The sequence below is a fragment of the Actinokineospora sp. NBRC 105648 genome (assembly GCF_030269645.1).
Lineage (GTDB): Bacteria > Actinomycetota > Actinomycetes > Mycobacteriales > Pseudonocardiaceae > Actinokineospora.
Map to the genome: position 1 here is coordinate 85,994 of NZ_BSTR01000011.1, position 15,929 is coordinate 101,922.

Genomic DNA, 15,929 nt, shown 5'->3' on the forward strand with positions numbered 1-15,929 from the left:
CGTGGAGTTCCTCCGACCAACCACCCTCGCTGACGCGTTAGCGGCCAAGGCCGAGTACCCGAGCGCGGTGCCGATCGCGGGCGGCACCGACGTGATGGTCGAGCTGAACTTCGACAAGCGCCGCCCGGATGCCTTGCTGGACTTGGGCAACGTCGCTGAACTGTCCACTTGGGACGTTGAGGGCGCGGTGCTGCGGCTCGGCGCGTCGGTGCCGTACGCCCGGATCATCACCGAGCTGAGTGATCGCCTGCCCGGCCTCGCGATGGCGGCGCGGACGGTGGGTTCGCCGCAGATCCGCAACCGGGGGACCGTCGGCGGCAACCTCGGCTCGGCCTCGCCCGCAGGTGACGCGCATCCGTCGCTGTTGGCCGTGGACGCCGTGGTCGAGGTGGCCTCGGCGACGGGCTCGCGACGAGTGCCGATCACGGAGTTCTTCCTGGGCCCCAAGAAGAGCGCGCTCGCGCCGGACGAGCTCGTTGTCGCGGTGCGGGTCCCGGTCGCCACCGGACCGCAGCAGTTCGCGAAGGTCGGCACCCGCAACGCCATGGTGATCGCGGTGTGCTCGTTCGGACTGGCTGTGCACCCGGGGACCACCGCGGTCGGTACCGGGATCGGTTCGGCGGGGCCCACCCCGTTGCGCGCGCCGGAGGCGGAGGCGTTCGCCGCCCAGGAACTCCCTTGGGGGACAAGGGGTTTGTTGTCCGACGCGGTGGCCCGCCGGTTCGGTGAGCTGGTGGCCGCGGCGGCGCGACCGATCGACGACGTGCGGGGCACTGCGGCCTACCGCAGGCACGCCCTCGCCGTGCTGGCCAAGCGCACGCTTGGCTGGGCGTGGGACGAGCACCGGAGGTCCCGATGAGGGTGCGGATCGAGGTCAACGGCGAGCAGCACGTCGCCGACGACGTGTGGGAGGGCGAGAGCCTGCTCTACGTGCTGCGCGAGCGGCTGGGGCTCCCGGGCTCGAAGAACGCCTGCGAGCAGGGCGAATGCGGGTCGTGCACGGTGTACCTCGACGACGTCGCGGTGTGCGCGTGCCTGGTCGCCGCCGGGCAGGCGCACGACCGGCGGGTGCGCACCGTCGAGGGCCTGGCCGACGGTGACCGGCTCGACCCGGTGCAGGAGGCGTACCTGGTCAGCGGGGCGGTGCAGTGCGGGTTCTGCACCCCCGGGCTGATCGTGGCCACCCACGACCTGCTGCGGCGCAACCCGCACCCGTCCGACCCGGAGATCCGCGAGGCGCTCGCCGGGAACCTGTGCCGCTGCACGGGGTACGAGAAGATCCTCGACGCGGTGCGGCTCGCCGCGTCCCGATCGGACGGTGGCTGATGCGCACGGTGATCGAGAACGCCGCGATCGCCACCGTCGACGCGGCCGGGACCGAGTATCCGCTCGGGCACCTCGTGGTCGACGGCGGCGTGATCGAGTCGGTGGGCCCGGGGCCGGCCGACGTCCCCGCCGACCGCCGGGTCGACGGCACCGGCTGCCTGCTGACCCCGGGGCTGGTCAACACCCACCACCACCTCTACCAGTGGGCCACCCGCGGCTACGGCCAGCAGTCGGACCTGTTCCACTGGCTGGTGGAGCTCTACCCGGTGTGGGCGGGGCTGGACGAGTCGATCACCCGCGCGGCGGCCACCGCCGGGCTGCTCCGCCTGGCGCTCACCGGGTGCACCACCGCGGCCGACCACCACTACGTCTTCCCGCGCCACGGCGGCGACCTGCTGGGCGCCACCGTCGAGGCGGCGGCCGAGGTCGGGATCCGGCTGCACGCGGTGCGCGGGTCGATGGACCGGGGCATCAGCGACGGCGGGCTGCCGCCGGACTCCCTCGTGGAGACGACCGAGGCCGCGCTGGCCGGGACGCAAGCCGCCATCGAGCGGTGGCACTCGCCCTCGCCGGACGCGTTCGTCCAGGTCGCCGTGGGTCCGTGCTCGCCCTTCTCGGTGAGCACGCCGCTGCTGACCGGGGCCGCCGAACTCGCCCGTTCGACCGGGGTCCGGCTGCACACCCACCTCGCGGAGACCCTGGAGGAGGAGCAGCAGTGCCAGGGGGAACACGGCCGCACCCCGGTGGAGTACGTCCAGGACCTGGACTGGCTCGGCCCCGACGTGTGGCTGGCGCACGGCGTGCACCTGTCCGACGACGCGGTCAAGACGCTGGGCGCCACCGGCACCGGGGTGGCGCACTGCCCGACGTCCAACGCCCGGCTGGGCACCGGGATCGCCCGGGTGGCCGACCTGCTGGCCGCGGGCGTCCCGGTCGGCCTCGGCGCGGACGGTGCGGCGTCCAATGAGGACGGTGGACTCGGCGGCGAGCTGCGCCAGGCCCTCTACCAGACCAGGATCCGCGGCGGGGCCGCGACGCTGACCGCCCGCGACGTGCTCCGGTTGGCCACCGCGGGCGGTGCCGCCTGCCTGGGCCGCTCGGCCGACCTCGGGTCGCTGGAGCCGGGCAAGCAGGCCGACGTCGCGCTGTGGCGGCTCACCGGGATCGACCACGTCGGCATCGCGGATCCGGTGGCGGCGCTGGTGTTCGCCGCGCTGCCGCCGTTGAAGCTGCTGCTGGTGGGTGGTCGCACGGTGGTCGAGGACGGGCTGGCCACCCAGATCGGGGCCGCCGCCGTCGCCGCGAACCTGGGCGCGGCGGCCAAGTCGCTGGCGCGGAAGGCGGGGCTGCACCGATGACGAGCACCACCACCGATACGAACACCAGCACCGGCATCGGTGCCAGTCCGGTCCGCCCGGACGGCACGCTGAAGGTCAAGGGCGAGTTCGCCTACAGCTCGGACCTGTGGGCCGACGACATGCTCTGGGGCGCCACCCTGCGCAGCCCGCACCCGCACGCCCGGATCCGCGGCGTCGACCTCACCGGCGCGCTCAAGATCGCCGGGGTGTACGCGGTGCTCACCCACGACGACGTCCCCGGGGTCAACCGGTTCGGCCTCGAACACCCGGACCAGCCGGTGCTCGCCGAGGATGTCGTGCGCTACCAGGGGGAACCGGTCGCCGTCGTCGCGGCCGACCACCCGGAGACCGCCCGCCGGGCCGTCGCGGCGATCACCGTCGACTACGAGGTGCTCGACCCGGTCACCGACCCGAACACCGCCGCTGACCGCCCGCCGCTGCACCCCGGCGGCAACGTGGTGCGACACGTCCGGATCCGCAAGGGCGATCCCGGCGCGTCAGCGTCCACTGTGGTCAGTGGTGAGTACACCGTCGGCATGCAGGACCAGGCTTTCCTCGGGCCGGAGTCGGGGATGGCGGTGCCCGCCGAGGACGGTGGTGTCGACCTGTTCGTCGCCACCCAGTGGTTGCACGTCGACCAGAGCCAGGTCGCCGCCGCGCTGGGCCTGCCGCCGGAGAAGGTGCGGATCACCCTGGCCGGGGTCGGTGGCGCGTTCGGCGCTCGCGAGGACCTGTCCATGCAGGTGCACGCCAGCCTGCTCGCGTTGCGCACCAACCGGCCGGTGAAGTTCGTCTACGGCCGCGAGGAGTCCTTCTTCGGGCACGTGCACCGCCACCCCGCCATCCTGCGCTACGAGCACGGCGCCGACGCCGACGGCCGCCTGGTGTACGTCCGCGCCGAGATCCTGCTCGACGGTGGCGCCTACGCCTCCAGCACCAGCGCGGTCGTGGCCAACGCGGCGACCCTCGGCGCCGGGCCCTACGACGTCCCCAACGTCCACATCGACGCCATCGGCCTCTACACCAACAACCCGCCCTGCGGTGCCATGCGCGGATTCGGCGCCGTGCAGGCGTGTTTCGCCTATGAGTCTCAAATGGACAAATTGGCCGCCGCGCTCGACCTGGATCCCGTCGAGCTGCGCGTGCGCAACGCCCTGCGCGAGGGTGCCGCCATGCCCACCGGGCAGATCATCGACTCCGCCGCCCCGGTCGCGGAGCTGCTGCGCCTCGTGCGCGACCGGCCGCTGCCCGCCCCCGCCGCCGACGACCCGCGCGAGCGGCCGGGCGGCGTCGCGAACACCACCCACGGCGAGGGCGTGCGCCGCGGCGTCGGCTACGGCGTGGGCATCAAGAACGTGGGCTTCTCCGAGGGCTTCGACGACTACTCCACCGCCAGTGTGCGGCTGTGGGTCAGCGGCGGTGAGCCGGTGGTGTCCGTACACACCGCGGCGGCCGAGGTCGGGCAGGGGCTGGTGACGCTCCAGGCGCAGATCGCCCGCACCGAGCTGGGTGTGCGGCAGGTGACCGTGCTGCCCGCCGACACCAGCGTCGGCAGCGCCGGGTCCAGTTCGGCCTCCCGGCAGAGCTACGTCACCGGGGGCGCGGTCAAGGCCGCGTGCGAGGCCGTCCGCGCCGAGGTCCTCGACCTGGTCGACGCGCCCGGGGAGCTCTACCTCAACGGCGGCCGGGTGGTCGACTCGGCGGGCGCGACCGTGGCCGAGGTGGCCGACCTGCTCGGCGACCGGGTCGTCGAGCAGACCGTCGAGTGGCGGCACCGGCCCACCGAGCCGATCGACCCGGAGACCGGGCAGGGGCGGGCGCACGTGCAGTACGCGTTCGCCGCGCACCGGGCGGTCGTCGACGTCGACACCGAGTTGGGGCTGGTCCGGGTCGTCGAGCTGGCCTGCGCGCAGGACGTGGGTCGGGCGCTCAACCCGCAGGCAGTCCTCGGCCAGATCCACGGCGGCAGCGCGCAGGGGCTCGGGCTGGCGGTGATGGAGGAGATCCTGGTCGTCGACGGCAAGGTCCGGAACCCGTCGTTCACCGACTACCTGATCCCGACCACCCTGGACACACCCCCGATGGCGGTGGACGTCCTGGAGCTGGCCGACCCGCACGCCCCGTACGGCCTGCGCGGCGTCGGCGAGCCGCCGACGATCTCGGTGACGCCCGCGGTGGTCGCCGCGATCCGCGCCGCCACCGGTGTGGCCCTCACCCGCGTCCCGGTCCGGCCGGAACACCTCGTCCTCGCCGAGAGCCCCCCGCACGCCGACACTCTTGTCGATGACACAGAGTAGAGCGAACTCAGAGTGAGGATGACCCGAATGGACGTGGGGGTTTGTCAGTAATCTGAGCGGCATCGATGGTGAATCAGAGGTGCTGTCCGTGACTGAATCCTCCAGCTGGGTTCCCGAAGGCGTGAATACCGAGCTGCCCAGTGCGGCCCGGGTTTACGACTACCTGCTCGGCGGCGGGCACAACTTCCCGGGCGACCGGGCGCTGGCCGAGGAGCTGGTGCGGCTGCTGCCCGCGCGCGACATGTCCCGGCTCAACCGGGCGTTCCTGCGTCGGGCCGTGCTGCACCTGCTCGACGCGGGCATCACCCAGTTCCTGGACCTCGGCTCCGGCATCCCGACCGTCGGCAACGTCCACGAGATCGCCCTGGCGGCCGACCCCACCGCGCGCGTGGTGTACGTCGACTACGAGCCGGTGGCGGTCGCGCACAGCGAGATGCTGCTGCGCGAGGTCCCCAACGCCGACGTCCTGCGCGCGGACATGCGCGAGCCCGAGAAGATCCTGCGGGCACCGCGGGTGCGCGAGCTGATCGACCTGTCCGCGCCGTTGGGCCTGCTCATGGTCGGTGTCGCCCAGTTCATCCCGGACGACGACGACCCGTGGGCGCTGGTCGCCCGCTACCGCGACGCGCTGGCACCGGGCAGCCACCTCGCGCTGTCCGCGTTCACCTGGGACAACGCGCCCGAGGGGATGGCCGGGGCGGTCGAGGTGTTCCGGCACAGCCAGGACCCGATCTTCCCGCGCACCCACCAGGAGATCCTCCGGCTCTTCGACGGCTTCGAGCTGGTCGAACCGGGACTGGTCTACACGCCGCTGTGGCGACCGGAGCGCGCCGAGGATGTCGGTGATAACGCGGCGCGTTCGAATCTCTATGCGGGTGTCGCACGCAAGACTTAAACGTCACCCATTTGGCGGATGAAATGACCCGGCCAACCTAGTCCGATGGGGTGGCGTCAGGTGCCCATTCGGGTGCAGAGTGGTACTTCAGGACTTCCCTGGCTGTCTTCCCGGGCCGGTGGACTAGCGCACCGACAAAGGACGGTCTTTGGCGTGGACCGCGCTGAGTTGGCCATCAGATGGGCCGCCGCGTTGACCCAGGTCGCCTACGTCGCGCGCGACCGCGACGTGATCGAGCGCGAGCTGGCCGACCTGCTCGGCGCGCTCGTCGCCTGCCTGCGCGCGGACGGCCCGGACGAGGCGACCGGGGTCGGTCGGGCGCTCGCCGAGAGCGGGTTCCACCAGCCGGTGTGCGTGCGGGTCTCGATCGACGTGCTGTCCTCCGGGCTGCCCCGGCTGACCGAAGTGGACGATGCGACCCGACTGCCCGGCGTGCTCGCCGCGCTCGCCGCCGGTTTCGCCGACGCCACCCGGCGGCGGCTCTTCGCCGAGCAGCAGGACCTGCGCGACGCGCTCGTGCACGCCAGGAACACCGTCGAGCGCGACCTGCGGGCCAGCGAAGCCCGGTTCGGCGAGGTGTTCACCACCTCCGCGCTCGGCATGGTCATCTCCGACCTCGGCGGCGGCGTGGCCCGGGCCAACGAGGCGCTGGAGGAGATGCTCGGCTACAAGCCCGGCACGCTCTTCCGCAAGCGCCTCGACGACCTGTTCCACCCGCAGGACCGCGCCTACCTGCGCACCCGCTACGACGAGCTGGCCGACGGCGTCGGCCACCAGCTCGACGAGCGCACCCGGTTCCTGCGCGCCGACGGCGAGACGCAGTGGGTCCGGGTGGCGGTCTCGGTGCTGCGCGACCGGGACGACCTGCCCGACCACCACGTGACGATGGTGCAGGACATCTCCGACCTGCACCTGCTCGAGCACCACATCAGCCACCAGGGCACGCACGACCCGCTCACCGGGCTGCCCAACCGGCAGGCCTTCGTCGGTCGGCTGGAGGAGGCGCTGGGCACCGGGCAGGAGGTGTCGGTGCTGCACCTGGGTCTCGACGACTTCGCCGTGACCAACGACGGCATCGGCCGGGCCGCGGGCGACCACCTGCTGCGCGAGGTCGCGGCCCGGCTGACCCAGCTGCTCGGCGAGCAGCCGGGGATCGTGGCGCGGCTCGCGGGCGACGAGTTCGCGATGATGCTCGAGCACCCGCCGGGTGGGCTCGACGTCGGCGGCGTCGCCACCGAGATCAACGACGTGCTGTCCGAACCGACCTATGTGGACGGCCAGGGCATCGCCGCGTGGGCGACGATCGCGGTGGTCAGCCTGCCGTCGGCGGACACCAAACCGGACGAGCTGCTGCGCGCCACCGATATCGCGCTGCGCAAGCTCAAGCAGCGCGGGCGCAGGCAGTGGTGCGTGGTCGACCCGGTGCAGAACCAGCTCTACCGCGAGCAGTACCGCCTCGCGGCGACGATCCCGGGCGCCTGGGAGAACGGCGAGCTGGGCCTGGAACTGCGGCCGGTCGTCGCGCTGGCGGAGCGGACCGTGGTCGCCACCGAGGCGCTGCTGCGCTGGGAGCACCCGGAGTACGGCGTGCTGGGGCCGCAGCGGTGCGCCGAGCTGCTGCTGGACACCGGGCTCAGTGTCCTGCTGGGACACTGGGTGCTCGGCCAAGCCGCGGCGGCTGTCGAGGGGTCGGCGCTGTACCTGGAGCTCTCGGCCGAGCAGGTCGCGGACCCGGACCTGGTGATGCAGGTCCGGCGGGTGCTGGGCGAGTCCGGCCTCGACGCCGACCGGCTGGAGCTGGGCATGCCAGTCTGCTCACTGTCCATTGGGGATGGTGTGGCCGAGGACAACCTGGGCGTGCTGGTGGACCTCGGGGTCCGTACGGTGCTGACCGACTTCGGGCACACCCGCGGCGACCTGGCCTGCCTGGAGGACTTACCGATCCACTCGGTCCGGATGTCGGGCGCCGTCGTGTCGCGGGTGGTGCGGCCCGATCCGGCGGCGTTGTTCACGCGGTCGGTGGCGGGGCTGGTGCCGATGGTGCGGGAGGTGGGGATCTCGGTGCTGGTGCCGGGGATCTCCACTGAGGAGCAGGCCAAGTGGTGGATGGGGGTTGGGGCTGATCTGGGGACTGGTCCGTTGTTCTCCTGATCGCTTCTCCTTTGCTGGCTCTGGGTGTTGCCGTCGGGGGCTTCTGCTTCCCCTACGCCAAGTGTGACTACGGCCGGTGTGGGCTTGTCAAGGCGGGAAAGATGCCTTGACAAGCCCACACCGGCCGTGTTTGGGGCTGCGTATGGGATGCAGGGGGGAGTGTGGTCAGGGCTCCTGTGGGTGTGCTGGTTCCTGGGGCTGGGGTGGGGGTGCCTTGGGGGTGGCCGCTCGGGGGTGGTGCCGAGGGGGTGGGTGGTGCTGGTGCCGTGGGGTGTTGTGTTGGGTGGCTGCTCAGGTGTGCTGCCTTGGGGTGGCGCTCGACGGTGGCGTGCCTAGGGTCTGGCGGTGCTGGTGCGGTGGGGTGTGGCTTCGGGTGGTGCCCGGGTGTGCTGGTGCGGCGGGATGTTGGTTGGGGTGGCTGCAAAGGGGCCTGGGGGTGGCCGCACGGGGGTGGTGCCGAGGGGGTGGGTAGTGCTGGTGCCGTGAGGTGTTGCGTTGGGTGGCTGCTCGGGGGTGGTGCCTGGGGTTGGCTGCTCGGCGGTGGCGTGTGGAGGGGCTTGGCGGTGCTGGTGCGGTGGCGTGTTGCTTCGGGTGGTGCCGGGTGCTGGGTGCGGCTGTTGGTTGGGTGGCTGCTCGGGCGGCCTAGAGGTGGCCGCTGGGGGGTGGTGCCGAGGGGCGGGTGGTGCTGATGGCGTGAGGTGTTGCGTTGGGCGGCTGCTCAGGGTGGTGCCTGGGGTTGGCTGCTCGGCGGTGGCGTGCCGAGGGGCCGGGTGGTGCTGGTGCGGTGGGGTGGCTGCTTGGGGGTGGTGCCAAGGGAGCCTGGCGGTGCTGGTGCTTCGGGTGTTCGGGTGCTGCCGAGGCGGCCGGGTGTGCTGGTGTGGCGGGATGTTGCTGGGGGCGGTGGGCGGGGGCGCTGTGGTGCTGGACGCGGGTGTGATCTACCTGCGCAGGTGCCGACCCCGACGCCGATGCCGTTGGTGTCCGAGGCGGACTGAGGTGGGCGGGGTGTGCCCGGTCTGGTGCTGAGCGAACTCCGCCGCTGTGCCGCGCCGTGCCGCTGTGCTGCGGGGTGGAGCGGTGCGGCAGGGGCCCGGCAGTGCTGCGGTGGAACTGGCGGAGCGGTGAGGTGGTGCGGCGAGGCAGGGTGCGCAGGCGGCGCGGTGGTGCTGGGGGCTGGGTGGCCGGAGGTCCGCCCTGGTGCGCCTCGTCAGGCTGCTACCGGGGGGACGCGGGCGGTTACCCTGTGTGCTTAGGTGCCGAGCTGCTCAGGCGGCTGCGGGGGCGCCGGTCAGGGCGTCGGTGCCTGCCTGGGTCAGCGTCGCGGGGACTCGTTCGCCGAAGCGGCCCGTGGTGGCGGTGATGAGGCCCTGGTGGGTGAGCTGGTGCGCGGTGAACTGGTCGCAGCAGGAGAAGCCGTCGATGTAGAGGTCGGGTTCGCGGCTGCAGGCGAGTTGGGCTCTGCCCTGGGCGACGGCGCGGAGCATGGCGATGGCGCGGTGGCTCAGGTGCTGGCCGGTGCGTTCATGCGGTTCGACAGTGATGGTCATCTGCGGTTCCCCCCTGGGTCGGGTTCATCTGGTGTTCGTAGCGGTTGCCCTCTTGGATGCTTGGGCCCCTCATCAGGTTGCATCGAAGTGCGACCCCGCTCACGTTACAAAGCGTGACGAGGTCTACAGGGGAAGAGGCGTCGGCGTGTCGCGTGGATACCGGTCAGGCCGAGTCGCGGATTACCAGTTCGGTTGGCAACAGGACCGAGGCCGGTAGTCCGCCCTCGCCCTTCACCTGGGCCAGCAGGCGGGCGGTGGTGGTCCGGCCGAGCTCCTCGACGTCCTGACGGACGGTCGTGAGCCGGGGGGCGGTGGAGGTGGCCAGCACCGAGTCGTCGAAGCCGACCAGGGCGATGTCCTCGGGGACCCGCAGGCCGCGCTCGGCGAGGGTGCGCAGGGCGCCGATCGCGATGATGTCGGCGGCGGCGAACACCGCGTCGGTGTCCGGGTGGGCGTCCAGCAGTGCGGCCATCGCCGCGGCGCCGCCCTCGACGCTGAAGTCGGAGCGGGCGACCCGGTCGGTGCGGCGGTCGGCCTCGGCCATGCCGCGCCGCCAGCCCGCGAGGCGGTCGATGCCCACGGCCATGTCGTCCGGGCCCGCGATGGTCGCGATCCGCTGCCTGCCGGTGCGCAGCAGGTGCCGGGCGGCGGTGAGGCCGCCGGTGAGGTTGTCGGAGTCGACGTAGGGGACGGTCACCTCGGCCAGTGGCCTGCCCACCAGCACCACCGGCAGCCCGGCCGCGACGAGGCGGGCCGGGAGCGGGTCGCGGCCGTGCAGGCTGACGACCACGGCGCCGTCGACGTGGCCGCCGCAGAGGTAGTTCTCCAGGGTCTGGTCGTCCTGCTCCTGGGCCATCAGCAGGACCAGCTGCCTGCGGCTGCCCGCCATCCCGGCGTAGACCCCGCGCAGGATCTTGGCGAAGAACGGGTCGCCGAAGACCCGGTCGCCGTGCTCGGAGACCACCAGCGCGATCGAGTTGGTCCGCCGGGTGACGAGGTTGCGCGCGGCCTGGTTGGGCACGTAGCGCAGGTCGCCGATCGCCTGCTCGACCGCGGCCCGCGCGCGCTTGCTGACCCCGGGCAGATCGTTGATCACCCGCGACACCGTGGACCGCGACACCCCGGCGACCCGCGCCACCTCTTCCAGGGTAGGGGCGACGCGCTCGTCCGGTGGTGTCATCCTCGCTCCGTTCGCAGGGCGGGCCAGTGTAGGGCAGCCGCGCGGGCCCGCGCGAGCACCGATTTCGGCCCGACCATCCACAGTGGAATGGGCGAACTCCGGGCCGGGCGGGCGGTAGAGGCTAAGTGCCCATTCGGACGGTCGCCATCGGTGTTCGCTCAGCGGCACTGATCGTTCGGGCTCCGCGCCCGCGGTTGCCTGACCGCGCGGGACTTCGGGGCCGTGTGGGCACTCCCGGCCGCCGAGGACCGAAACCCCGACCCGTTCGGGTGCGGCACGTTGGTCACCCACAGCGAACCTGTCGAGCTGGACTGGCACCGCTTCCCCACACATGGCTGACCCAGACGCGGAGACACCCCACCGCGGCGGGGTGTTCTGCTTGCCCGGTGCCCGGTGCCCGGTGCCCGGTGCCCGGTGCCCGGTGACTGCTTCTGCCTGCCTGGTGCTGATGGTGCGCCGTGAGGTGGTCCGAGGCGATGCCGGTGCGCCGGGGTGGAGGTGGTCGAGGCCGTGCTGGCCGCCGCGATGCACCGTTGTGGTGAGAGCCTGGCCGACATCGACACCCAGAACGGCGCAGTGGCGCTACACGCTGCCCCGGTGTCTAGTTGTGCTCGGTGCTCGGTGCTCGGTGCTCGGTGCTCGGTGCTGTCGGTCGCTCTGGGCGACTGCTCGGCAGTCGGCTGCGTGGCCAAGCGACGGTGGTTTGGAATCGAGCTGGACCGGCTGACTGCGCCGCGGCGGTCAGTGCCTGCGGTTCTCCGGGCGGTCGGCCAGGCTGTAGAGGATGCGCTGCATGACGTCGTTGTGGTCCTCGGGCAACGGGTCCCGGGCGGCCTCGATGGCGGCGGCGGGCGAGGGCCTGCGCTGGCGGCGGGGCAGGGGGACCGCGGAGGCGTCCATCCCGCCGGGGAGCGGGAGGCTGGCCCACAGCAGGTAGCGCGCGGCGCCCAGTTCAGTGACACCCACTCGTGGACCGTCCGGGACGACCGGAACCCGGACCACCCGGGGCGTCTCGATCTCGATGATCAGCTCCACACCGGTGAGCCGGACCCGGGCGTTGAGCATCCCGGCCGAGCCCTGGTCGACCGCGCCGACCACGGCCTGCGCCAGCTGCCGCGCCACTTCGGCGGCCGCGTCGCGCATCGGGCGCAGCTTCCACTCGGTCAGGGAGAACCGCACGAACATCTCGGTGCACCCGACTGCTGTGGGCAGGGCGACCAGCTGGAGGTCGTCCATCTGTTCGGTCCGGTTGTTCATGGGTGCGTCCTTCCCGGTGCCCGCGCGTGCGCAGATGGTGCCACGTCGCCTATCGGTAGCGGCACCCCAGGTCTTCCCATTAACTATCCGTGTACGTCAGCCCGCGAATCGTCACCCACCGCCGCCAGTGCGCTCACCACAATGGTGTACATCTGGTCCCGTGCGCGCAGTCGACGACAACGGGACCGAACTCAACGCCGAGTTCACCCTCGAATCAGACGGCGACACCATCGCCCTGATCATGGAAAGCAGCGGCGGGAAGAGGTCGGCGGGCAGACCACCCCGCAACCGCGACTACAACCGCGCGCTGGAGTTGCTGCTCCGCCGACTCGGCGGGCTCTCGGCGGTGATCACCGCGGCCATGGTCGAGACCAAGCAGACCACGGACCTGTCCGAGGCCGAGCGCTCCGTGATCGATGCGCCGATGCACCTCACGCCGATGACCGACCCCGAGAAGGCGCGCAAGGACCTGGTCAGGAACCAGGGATTGGTGGGTAAGAAGTCCTACAAGGCCGGAACGAACACCAAGCGGTTCCGCGCTCGGCTTAAGGTGCCTGGCTATGGTCCGGAGGACACGAGCGCACTCGCAGCCGTCCTGGTGGGGCGGGAGTCCGGACACCGGCCGGCCGCGCCCGATGCGCACGAGCTGCTGGACCCGCTCGACGGCGAACACATGTCCACGGTGTCCGGCCACCACTTCACGTTGCGGGTGCGCAGCGGCACTGCCTGGGTGGTGACCGACGACTTCCCCGCAGGGGAGCCGATCCCGCTCGAGTCGGTGCAGGAAGTACTCGACGAGCTGTGGTCTACCGGCTCGATCAAGGTCGACGGACCGGTCGGCACCGCGGGCAGCCTGGTGGGTGCTGTGCTGTTGAGGGTCCCCGAGATCGGGTTCGAGCCCGTTGCGGGCACAGCCAGCCGGTCCCGCCGGGCTGGTGGGCGCCAAGGGGCCAAGACCTTCGCGGTCGTGGACGGCTGGACCCTGGCCAGGTACCGCACCGAGCAGAGCGCGTTGCGCAGCCTCCTCATCGGTGGGGTCGAGGTTGCCGACTGCGCGCTGTGCGGACATTCGTTCCCGGTTGGCATGCTGGTGGCCGCGCACATCAAGAAGCGGTCGGTGTGCACTCCGGAGGAACGCGCGGATCTCAAGAACGTGGCGATGCTGGCCTGTGCCCTGGGGTGCGACCGCCTGTTCGAGGACGGGCACGTCGCGGTGGGGCCCGACGGCGTGATCCTGGTGGCCGAGCCCACCGGGGTGACCGGCAGGCTGGCCGACTTGCTTGCCGAGCTGCGCGGAGGCGCCTGCAGCGCTCACCGGCCGAGCACCGAGCAGTACTTCGCGTGGCACCGGGAGAAGTACTTCAAGGGGTGAAGCACCAGGGCTCCCGCACTCGGTGAGTGCGGGAGCCCGGTGTCAGTGCGGGACTGCTACTTGAGGCCGCCGTCGACGGCTGTCATGAGGGTGCCGGGGTCGCCGGACATCTCCCAGGCCATGACGCCGAGTAGGCGCTTGCTCTTGACCCACGGCAGCTTCTGCTGGATGGACCAGGTGTCGTCGAAGGTCCACCACTGGCCGTTGTTGCCCGTGTAGCAGGAGGTGGCGACCGCGGCCGTGTCGTGGACGACGGTGCAGTTCGGGACGCTGGCCAGCAGGTTCGCGTAGCCCCTGGTGCCCGCCTCCTCGGCGAACTGGCCTGGAGCCGCTCCGGTGGCCGACTGCCACTCGCCCTTCTTGCCGCCGTCGGCGACGCCCTGCCAGCCGCGGCCGTAGAACGCCAGGCCCAGGGTCAGCTTCCTGGGGTTGGCGCCCTTGTCGGTGTAGGCCTTGATGGCCGCCTCCGCGCTGAACTTGGTGTTGTAGGGGTCGTCGGCGTCGGCGTAGAGGTTGCCCTGGTGGCCGGTGCGGTTGGGCTCCCAGGAGTTGTCGCTGCCCGAGCCGTGGAAGTCGTAGCCCTGCACGTTGGCCACGTCCAGGTAGTCGAAGATCTTCGGCACGTCCCAGCCCTGCGCCACCTTGGCCGGGTCGGCCGGGGTGAACGCCTGGATCTCGTAGCGCTTGCCGCTGGTCTTGCTGTAGTCGTCGAGCTGGGTGCGGAACTCCTTGAGCAGGGCGGTCAGGTTGTCCTTGTCGTTGACCGACCAGTGGTTGCCCGCGTGGCCGTCACCGCTGCCCGGCCACTCCCAGTCGATGTCGATGCCGTCGAACAGGCCCGCCGCGGTGCCGGGGCCGCCCGCGCCGCCGTAGGACTTGATGTTGCCCTTGATCCAGGTGTCCACACAGGACGAGACGAACTTCTTCCTGGAGGCGTCCGTGGCGGCCACGTCGGAGAAGTACTTCGAGTACGTCCAGCCGCCCAGGGAGACCAGGACCTTGAGGTTCGGGTACTTGACCTTGAGCTTCTTGAGCTGGTTGAAGTTGCCGCGCAGGGTCTCCCAGCCGGTGTCGCCGACGCCGTCGACCGACTGCGCCGCGGAGAACGGCCGCGAGTAGTCCGCCTCGGAGTCGCCCGAGCCGTCACCCTGGTTGGGGTCCTGCGGGTTGGCGGTGGTGCTCTTGGTGACCCCGGACAGGCAGGTCAGGTTCACCGGGTCGATGTTCTGGAAGGCGTAGAGCAGGTGCGTCAGCTTCGCCGCGGCCCCGGTGGTGACCAGGTTCTTGACGAAGTACTGGCGGCCGTAGATGCCCCACTGCACGAAGTAGCCGATCCGCGCGTAGCCGTCGACGATGTCCTTGGTGGTCACCGAGACCGCGCCGCTCTGCGCGGAGGCGTTGTCGAAGCCGTCGCGCGCGCGGACGGTGAAGCTGTACGAAGTGGACGGTGCGAGACCGCTGACCTTCGCCGTGGTGCCGGTGACCGTGGTCGCGGCCGCGCCGTTGGTGAACACGTCGTAGGCGACCACGCCGGTGTTGTCGGTGGAGGCGTTCCAGGCGAGCGTGACGCTGCCCGCGTCGCTCGCCGTCGAGCGCAGGTTGCCGGGGACAGTCGGCGCCTGCGTGTCGTCGGACGGGTTGTTCGTGGTCACCGACAGCGGCGCGCTCGCCGCCGAGGGCAGACCGTTGGTGTCCTTGGCCTTCACGGTGAACGCGTAGGCGGTGTTGGGCGTCAGGCCCGAGATGCTCGCCGTGGTGTCGGTGACCGTGGTGGACAGGGCTCCGTCACGGTAGACCTCGTAGCTCGCGACCGGCAGGGACCCCGCGGTCGAGGCGTTCCAGGCGAGGGTCACGGTCTTGGTGGTCTTGACCGTGGCGCGCAGGTTCGCCGGCGCCGCGGGCGGGGTGTCCGGCGAGCCGTCGCAGTTGCCGTTGTCGACCCGGCACTGGGTCGGGGTGGCGGCGGCGCTGAGCCGGAAGGACGGGCTGTAGGGGTAGGTCGAGCGCCCCGGCTGCAGGGTGTTGATGTAGTACGCGGGGGTCAGGGTCACCCGGGTGCCTGCCTGGGAGACCGTGGCGTTGGCGTTCGCGGTGGCGGTGACACCGGCGGGGAGCTCGAAGTTGATCGCCCAACCGGTGACCGCGGTGCTCCCGCTGTTGGTGACGGTGTACTCGCCGGAGGTGCCGGTCAGGGTGAGGGTCGCGCGGAGTGCGCCCGCCGCCGAGGCCGGTGAACCGAGGGAGATCGTTGCGGTGACGGCCAGCAGGGCGGTCGCGGCCGCGGTGGACAAACGACGAAGGGTGCGTCTCATGGCGGTGGCTCCAGGGGATGAAGCGGAGATATGCCGAGTGTGGTCTAGACCACAACCGAACCTAGCGGCTCGATCCGGTTAGGTCTAGACCAATGCACCCCCTGGAAATCACCAGTTGGCCACTCTCCAGCCCAGTTCGGCCACCTTTCTTGACTGTTTCTTTGCCTTTGTCGGACATTTGTCTAACTGGTCGAGCCATTCGTCCGCACACTCGGGCACACCGCGCACGCGGCA

General features: G+C 71.4%; 11 protein-coding genes. 7 read left to right on the plus strand and 4 right to left on the minus strand.

The annotated features are described in order from the left end of the window. The first annotated feature begins 1 nt into the window (after position 1). From QSK30_RS13100 to QSK30_RS13125, 6 genes are all read left to right on the plus strand, one after another. Positions 2-859 carry an FAD binding domain-containing protein gene (locus tag QSK30_RS13100; RefSeq protein WP_285502625.1) on the plus strand — a complete coding sequence of 286 codons (858 nt, stop codon included), beginning with the start codon at positions 2-4 and terminating at the stop codon, positions 857-859. Next, entirely contained in the window at positions 856-1,326 is a 471-nt protein-coding gene (locus QSK30_RS13105) for a (2Fe-2S)-binding protein (RefSeq protein WP_285502626.1), read from the plus strand. The genes QSK30_RS13100 and QSK30_RS13105 overlap by 4 nt, the downstream gene beginning before the upstream one ends. Next, a complete protein-coding gene (locus tag QSK30_RS13110; RefSeq protein ID WP_285502628.1) occupies positions 1,326-2,684 on the plus strand; it encodes an 8-oxoguanine deaminase in 1,359 nt (452 codons plus the stop codon). Before QSK30_RS13105 ends, QSK30_RS13110 begins: the two co-directional genes overlap by 1 nt. After that, entirely contained in the window at positions 2,681-4,981 is a 2,301-nt protein-coding gene (pucD, locus tag QSK30_RS13115; protein WP_285502630.1) for a xanthine dehydrogenase subunit D, read from the plus strand. The genes QSK30_RS13110 and pucD overlap by 4 nt, the downstream gene beginning before the upstream one ends. Positions 4,982-5,069: 88 nt before the next feature. Next, positions 5,070-5,876 (plus strand): SAM-dependent methyltransferase, encoded by an 807-nt coding sequence (locus QSK30_RS13120; protein WP_285502631.1) that lies wholly within the window; start codon positions 5,070-5,072, stop codon positions 5,874-5,876. 153 nt (positions 5,877-6,029) lie between these two features. Next, positions 6,030-8,027: a putative bifunctional diguanylate cyclase/phosphodiesterase gene (locus QSK30_RS13125; protein ID WP_285502632.1), complete on the plus strand. Its 1,998-nt coding sequence runs from the start codon at positions 6,030-6,032 to the stop codon at positions 8,025-8,027. A 1,265-nt stretch (positions 8,028-9,292) separates the two neighbouring features. Here QSK30_RS13125 and QSK30_RS13130 read toward each other — a convergent pair. The 3 genes from QSK30_RS13130 to QSK30_RS13140 form a co-directional block, all read right to left on the minus strand. Next, positions 9,293-9,574, minus strand: coding sequence for a hypothetical protein (locus QSK30_RS13130; RefSeq protein ID WP_285502633.1), 282 nt, complete (start codon positions 9,572-9,574; stop codon positions 9,293-9,295). Positions 9,575-9,737: 163 nt separating this feature from the next. Then, positions 9,738-10,754 (minus strand): LacI family DNA-binding transcriptional regulator, encoded by a 1,017-nt coding sequence (locus tag QSK30_RS13135; RefSeq protein ID WP_285502634.1) that lies wholly within the window; start codon positions 10,752-10,754, stop codon positions 9,738-9,740. A gap of 741 nt (positions 10,755-11,495) precedes the next feature. Further along, positions 11,496-12,011 carry an ATP-binding protein gene (locus tag QSK30_RS13140; RefSeq protein WP_285502635.1) on the minus strand — a complete coding sequence of 172 codons (516 nt, stop codon included), beginning with the start codon at positions 12,009-12,011 and terminating at the stop codon, positions 11,496-11,498. A gap of 160 nt (positions 12,012-12,171) precedes the next feature. Between QSK30_RS13140 and QSK30_RS13145 the strand changes: the two genes are divergently transcribed. Beyond that, positions 12,172-13,383 carry a hypothetical protein gene (locus QSK30_RS13145; protein WP_285502636.1) on the plus strand — a complete coding sequence of 404 codons (1,212 nt, stop codon included), beginning with the start codon at positions 12,172-12,174 and terminating at the stop codon, positions 13,381-13,383. 56 nt (positions 13,384-13,439) lie between these two features. Here the strand turns inward: QSK30_RS13145 and QSK30_RS13150 are convergent, their stop codons facing one another. Beyond that, positions 13,440-15,695 (minus strand): glycosyl hydrolase family 18 protein, encoded by a 2,256-nt coding sequence (locus QSK30_RS13150; RefSeq protein ID WP_285502638.1) that lies wholly within the window; start codon positions 15,693-15,695, stop codon positions 13,440-13,442. Positions 15,696-15,929: the final 234 nt, after the last annotated feature.

What these genes read in the sequence shown, in the direction of transcription:
- QSK30_RS13140 (WP_285502635.1), bottom strand. Translation starts at nt 12,011, where the DNA reads ATGAACAACCGGACCGAACAGATGGACGACCTCCAGCTGGTCGCCCTG.
- QSK30_RS13130 (WP_285502633.1), bottom strand. Translation starts at nt 9,574, where the DNA reads ATGACCATCACTGTCGAACCGCATGAACGCACCGGCCAGCACCTGAGC.
- QSK30_RS13150 (WP_285502638.1), bottom strand. Translation starts at nt 15,695, where the DNA reads ATGAGACGCACCCTTCGTCGTTTGTCCACCGCGGCCGCGACCGCCCTG.
- QSK30_RS13105 (WP_285502626.1), top strand. Translation starts at nt 856, where the DNA reads ATGAGGGTGCGGATCGAGGTCAACGGCGAGCAGCACGTCGCCGACGAC.
- pucD (WP_285502630.1), top strand. Translation starts at nt 2,681, where the DNA reads ATGACGAGCACCACCACCGATACGAACACCAGCACCGGCATCGGTGCC.
- QSK30_RS13110 (WP_285502628.1), top strand. Translation starts at nt 1,326, where the DNA reads ATGCGCACGGTGATCGAGAACGCCGCGATCGCCACCGTCGACGCGGCC.
- QSK30_RS13135 (WP_285502634.1), bottom strand. Translation starts at nt 10,754, where the DNA reads ATGACACCACCGGACGAGCGCGTCGCCCCTACCCTGGAAGAGGTGGCG.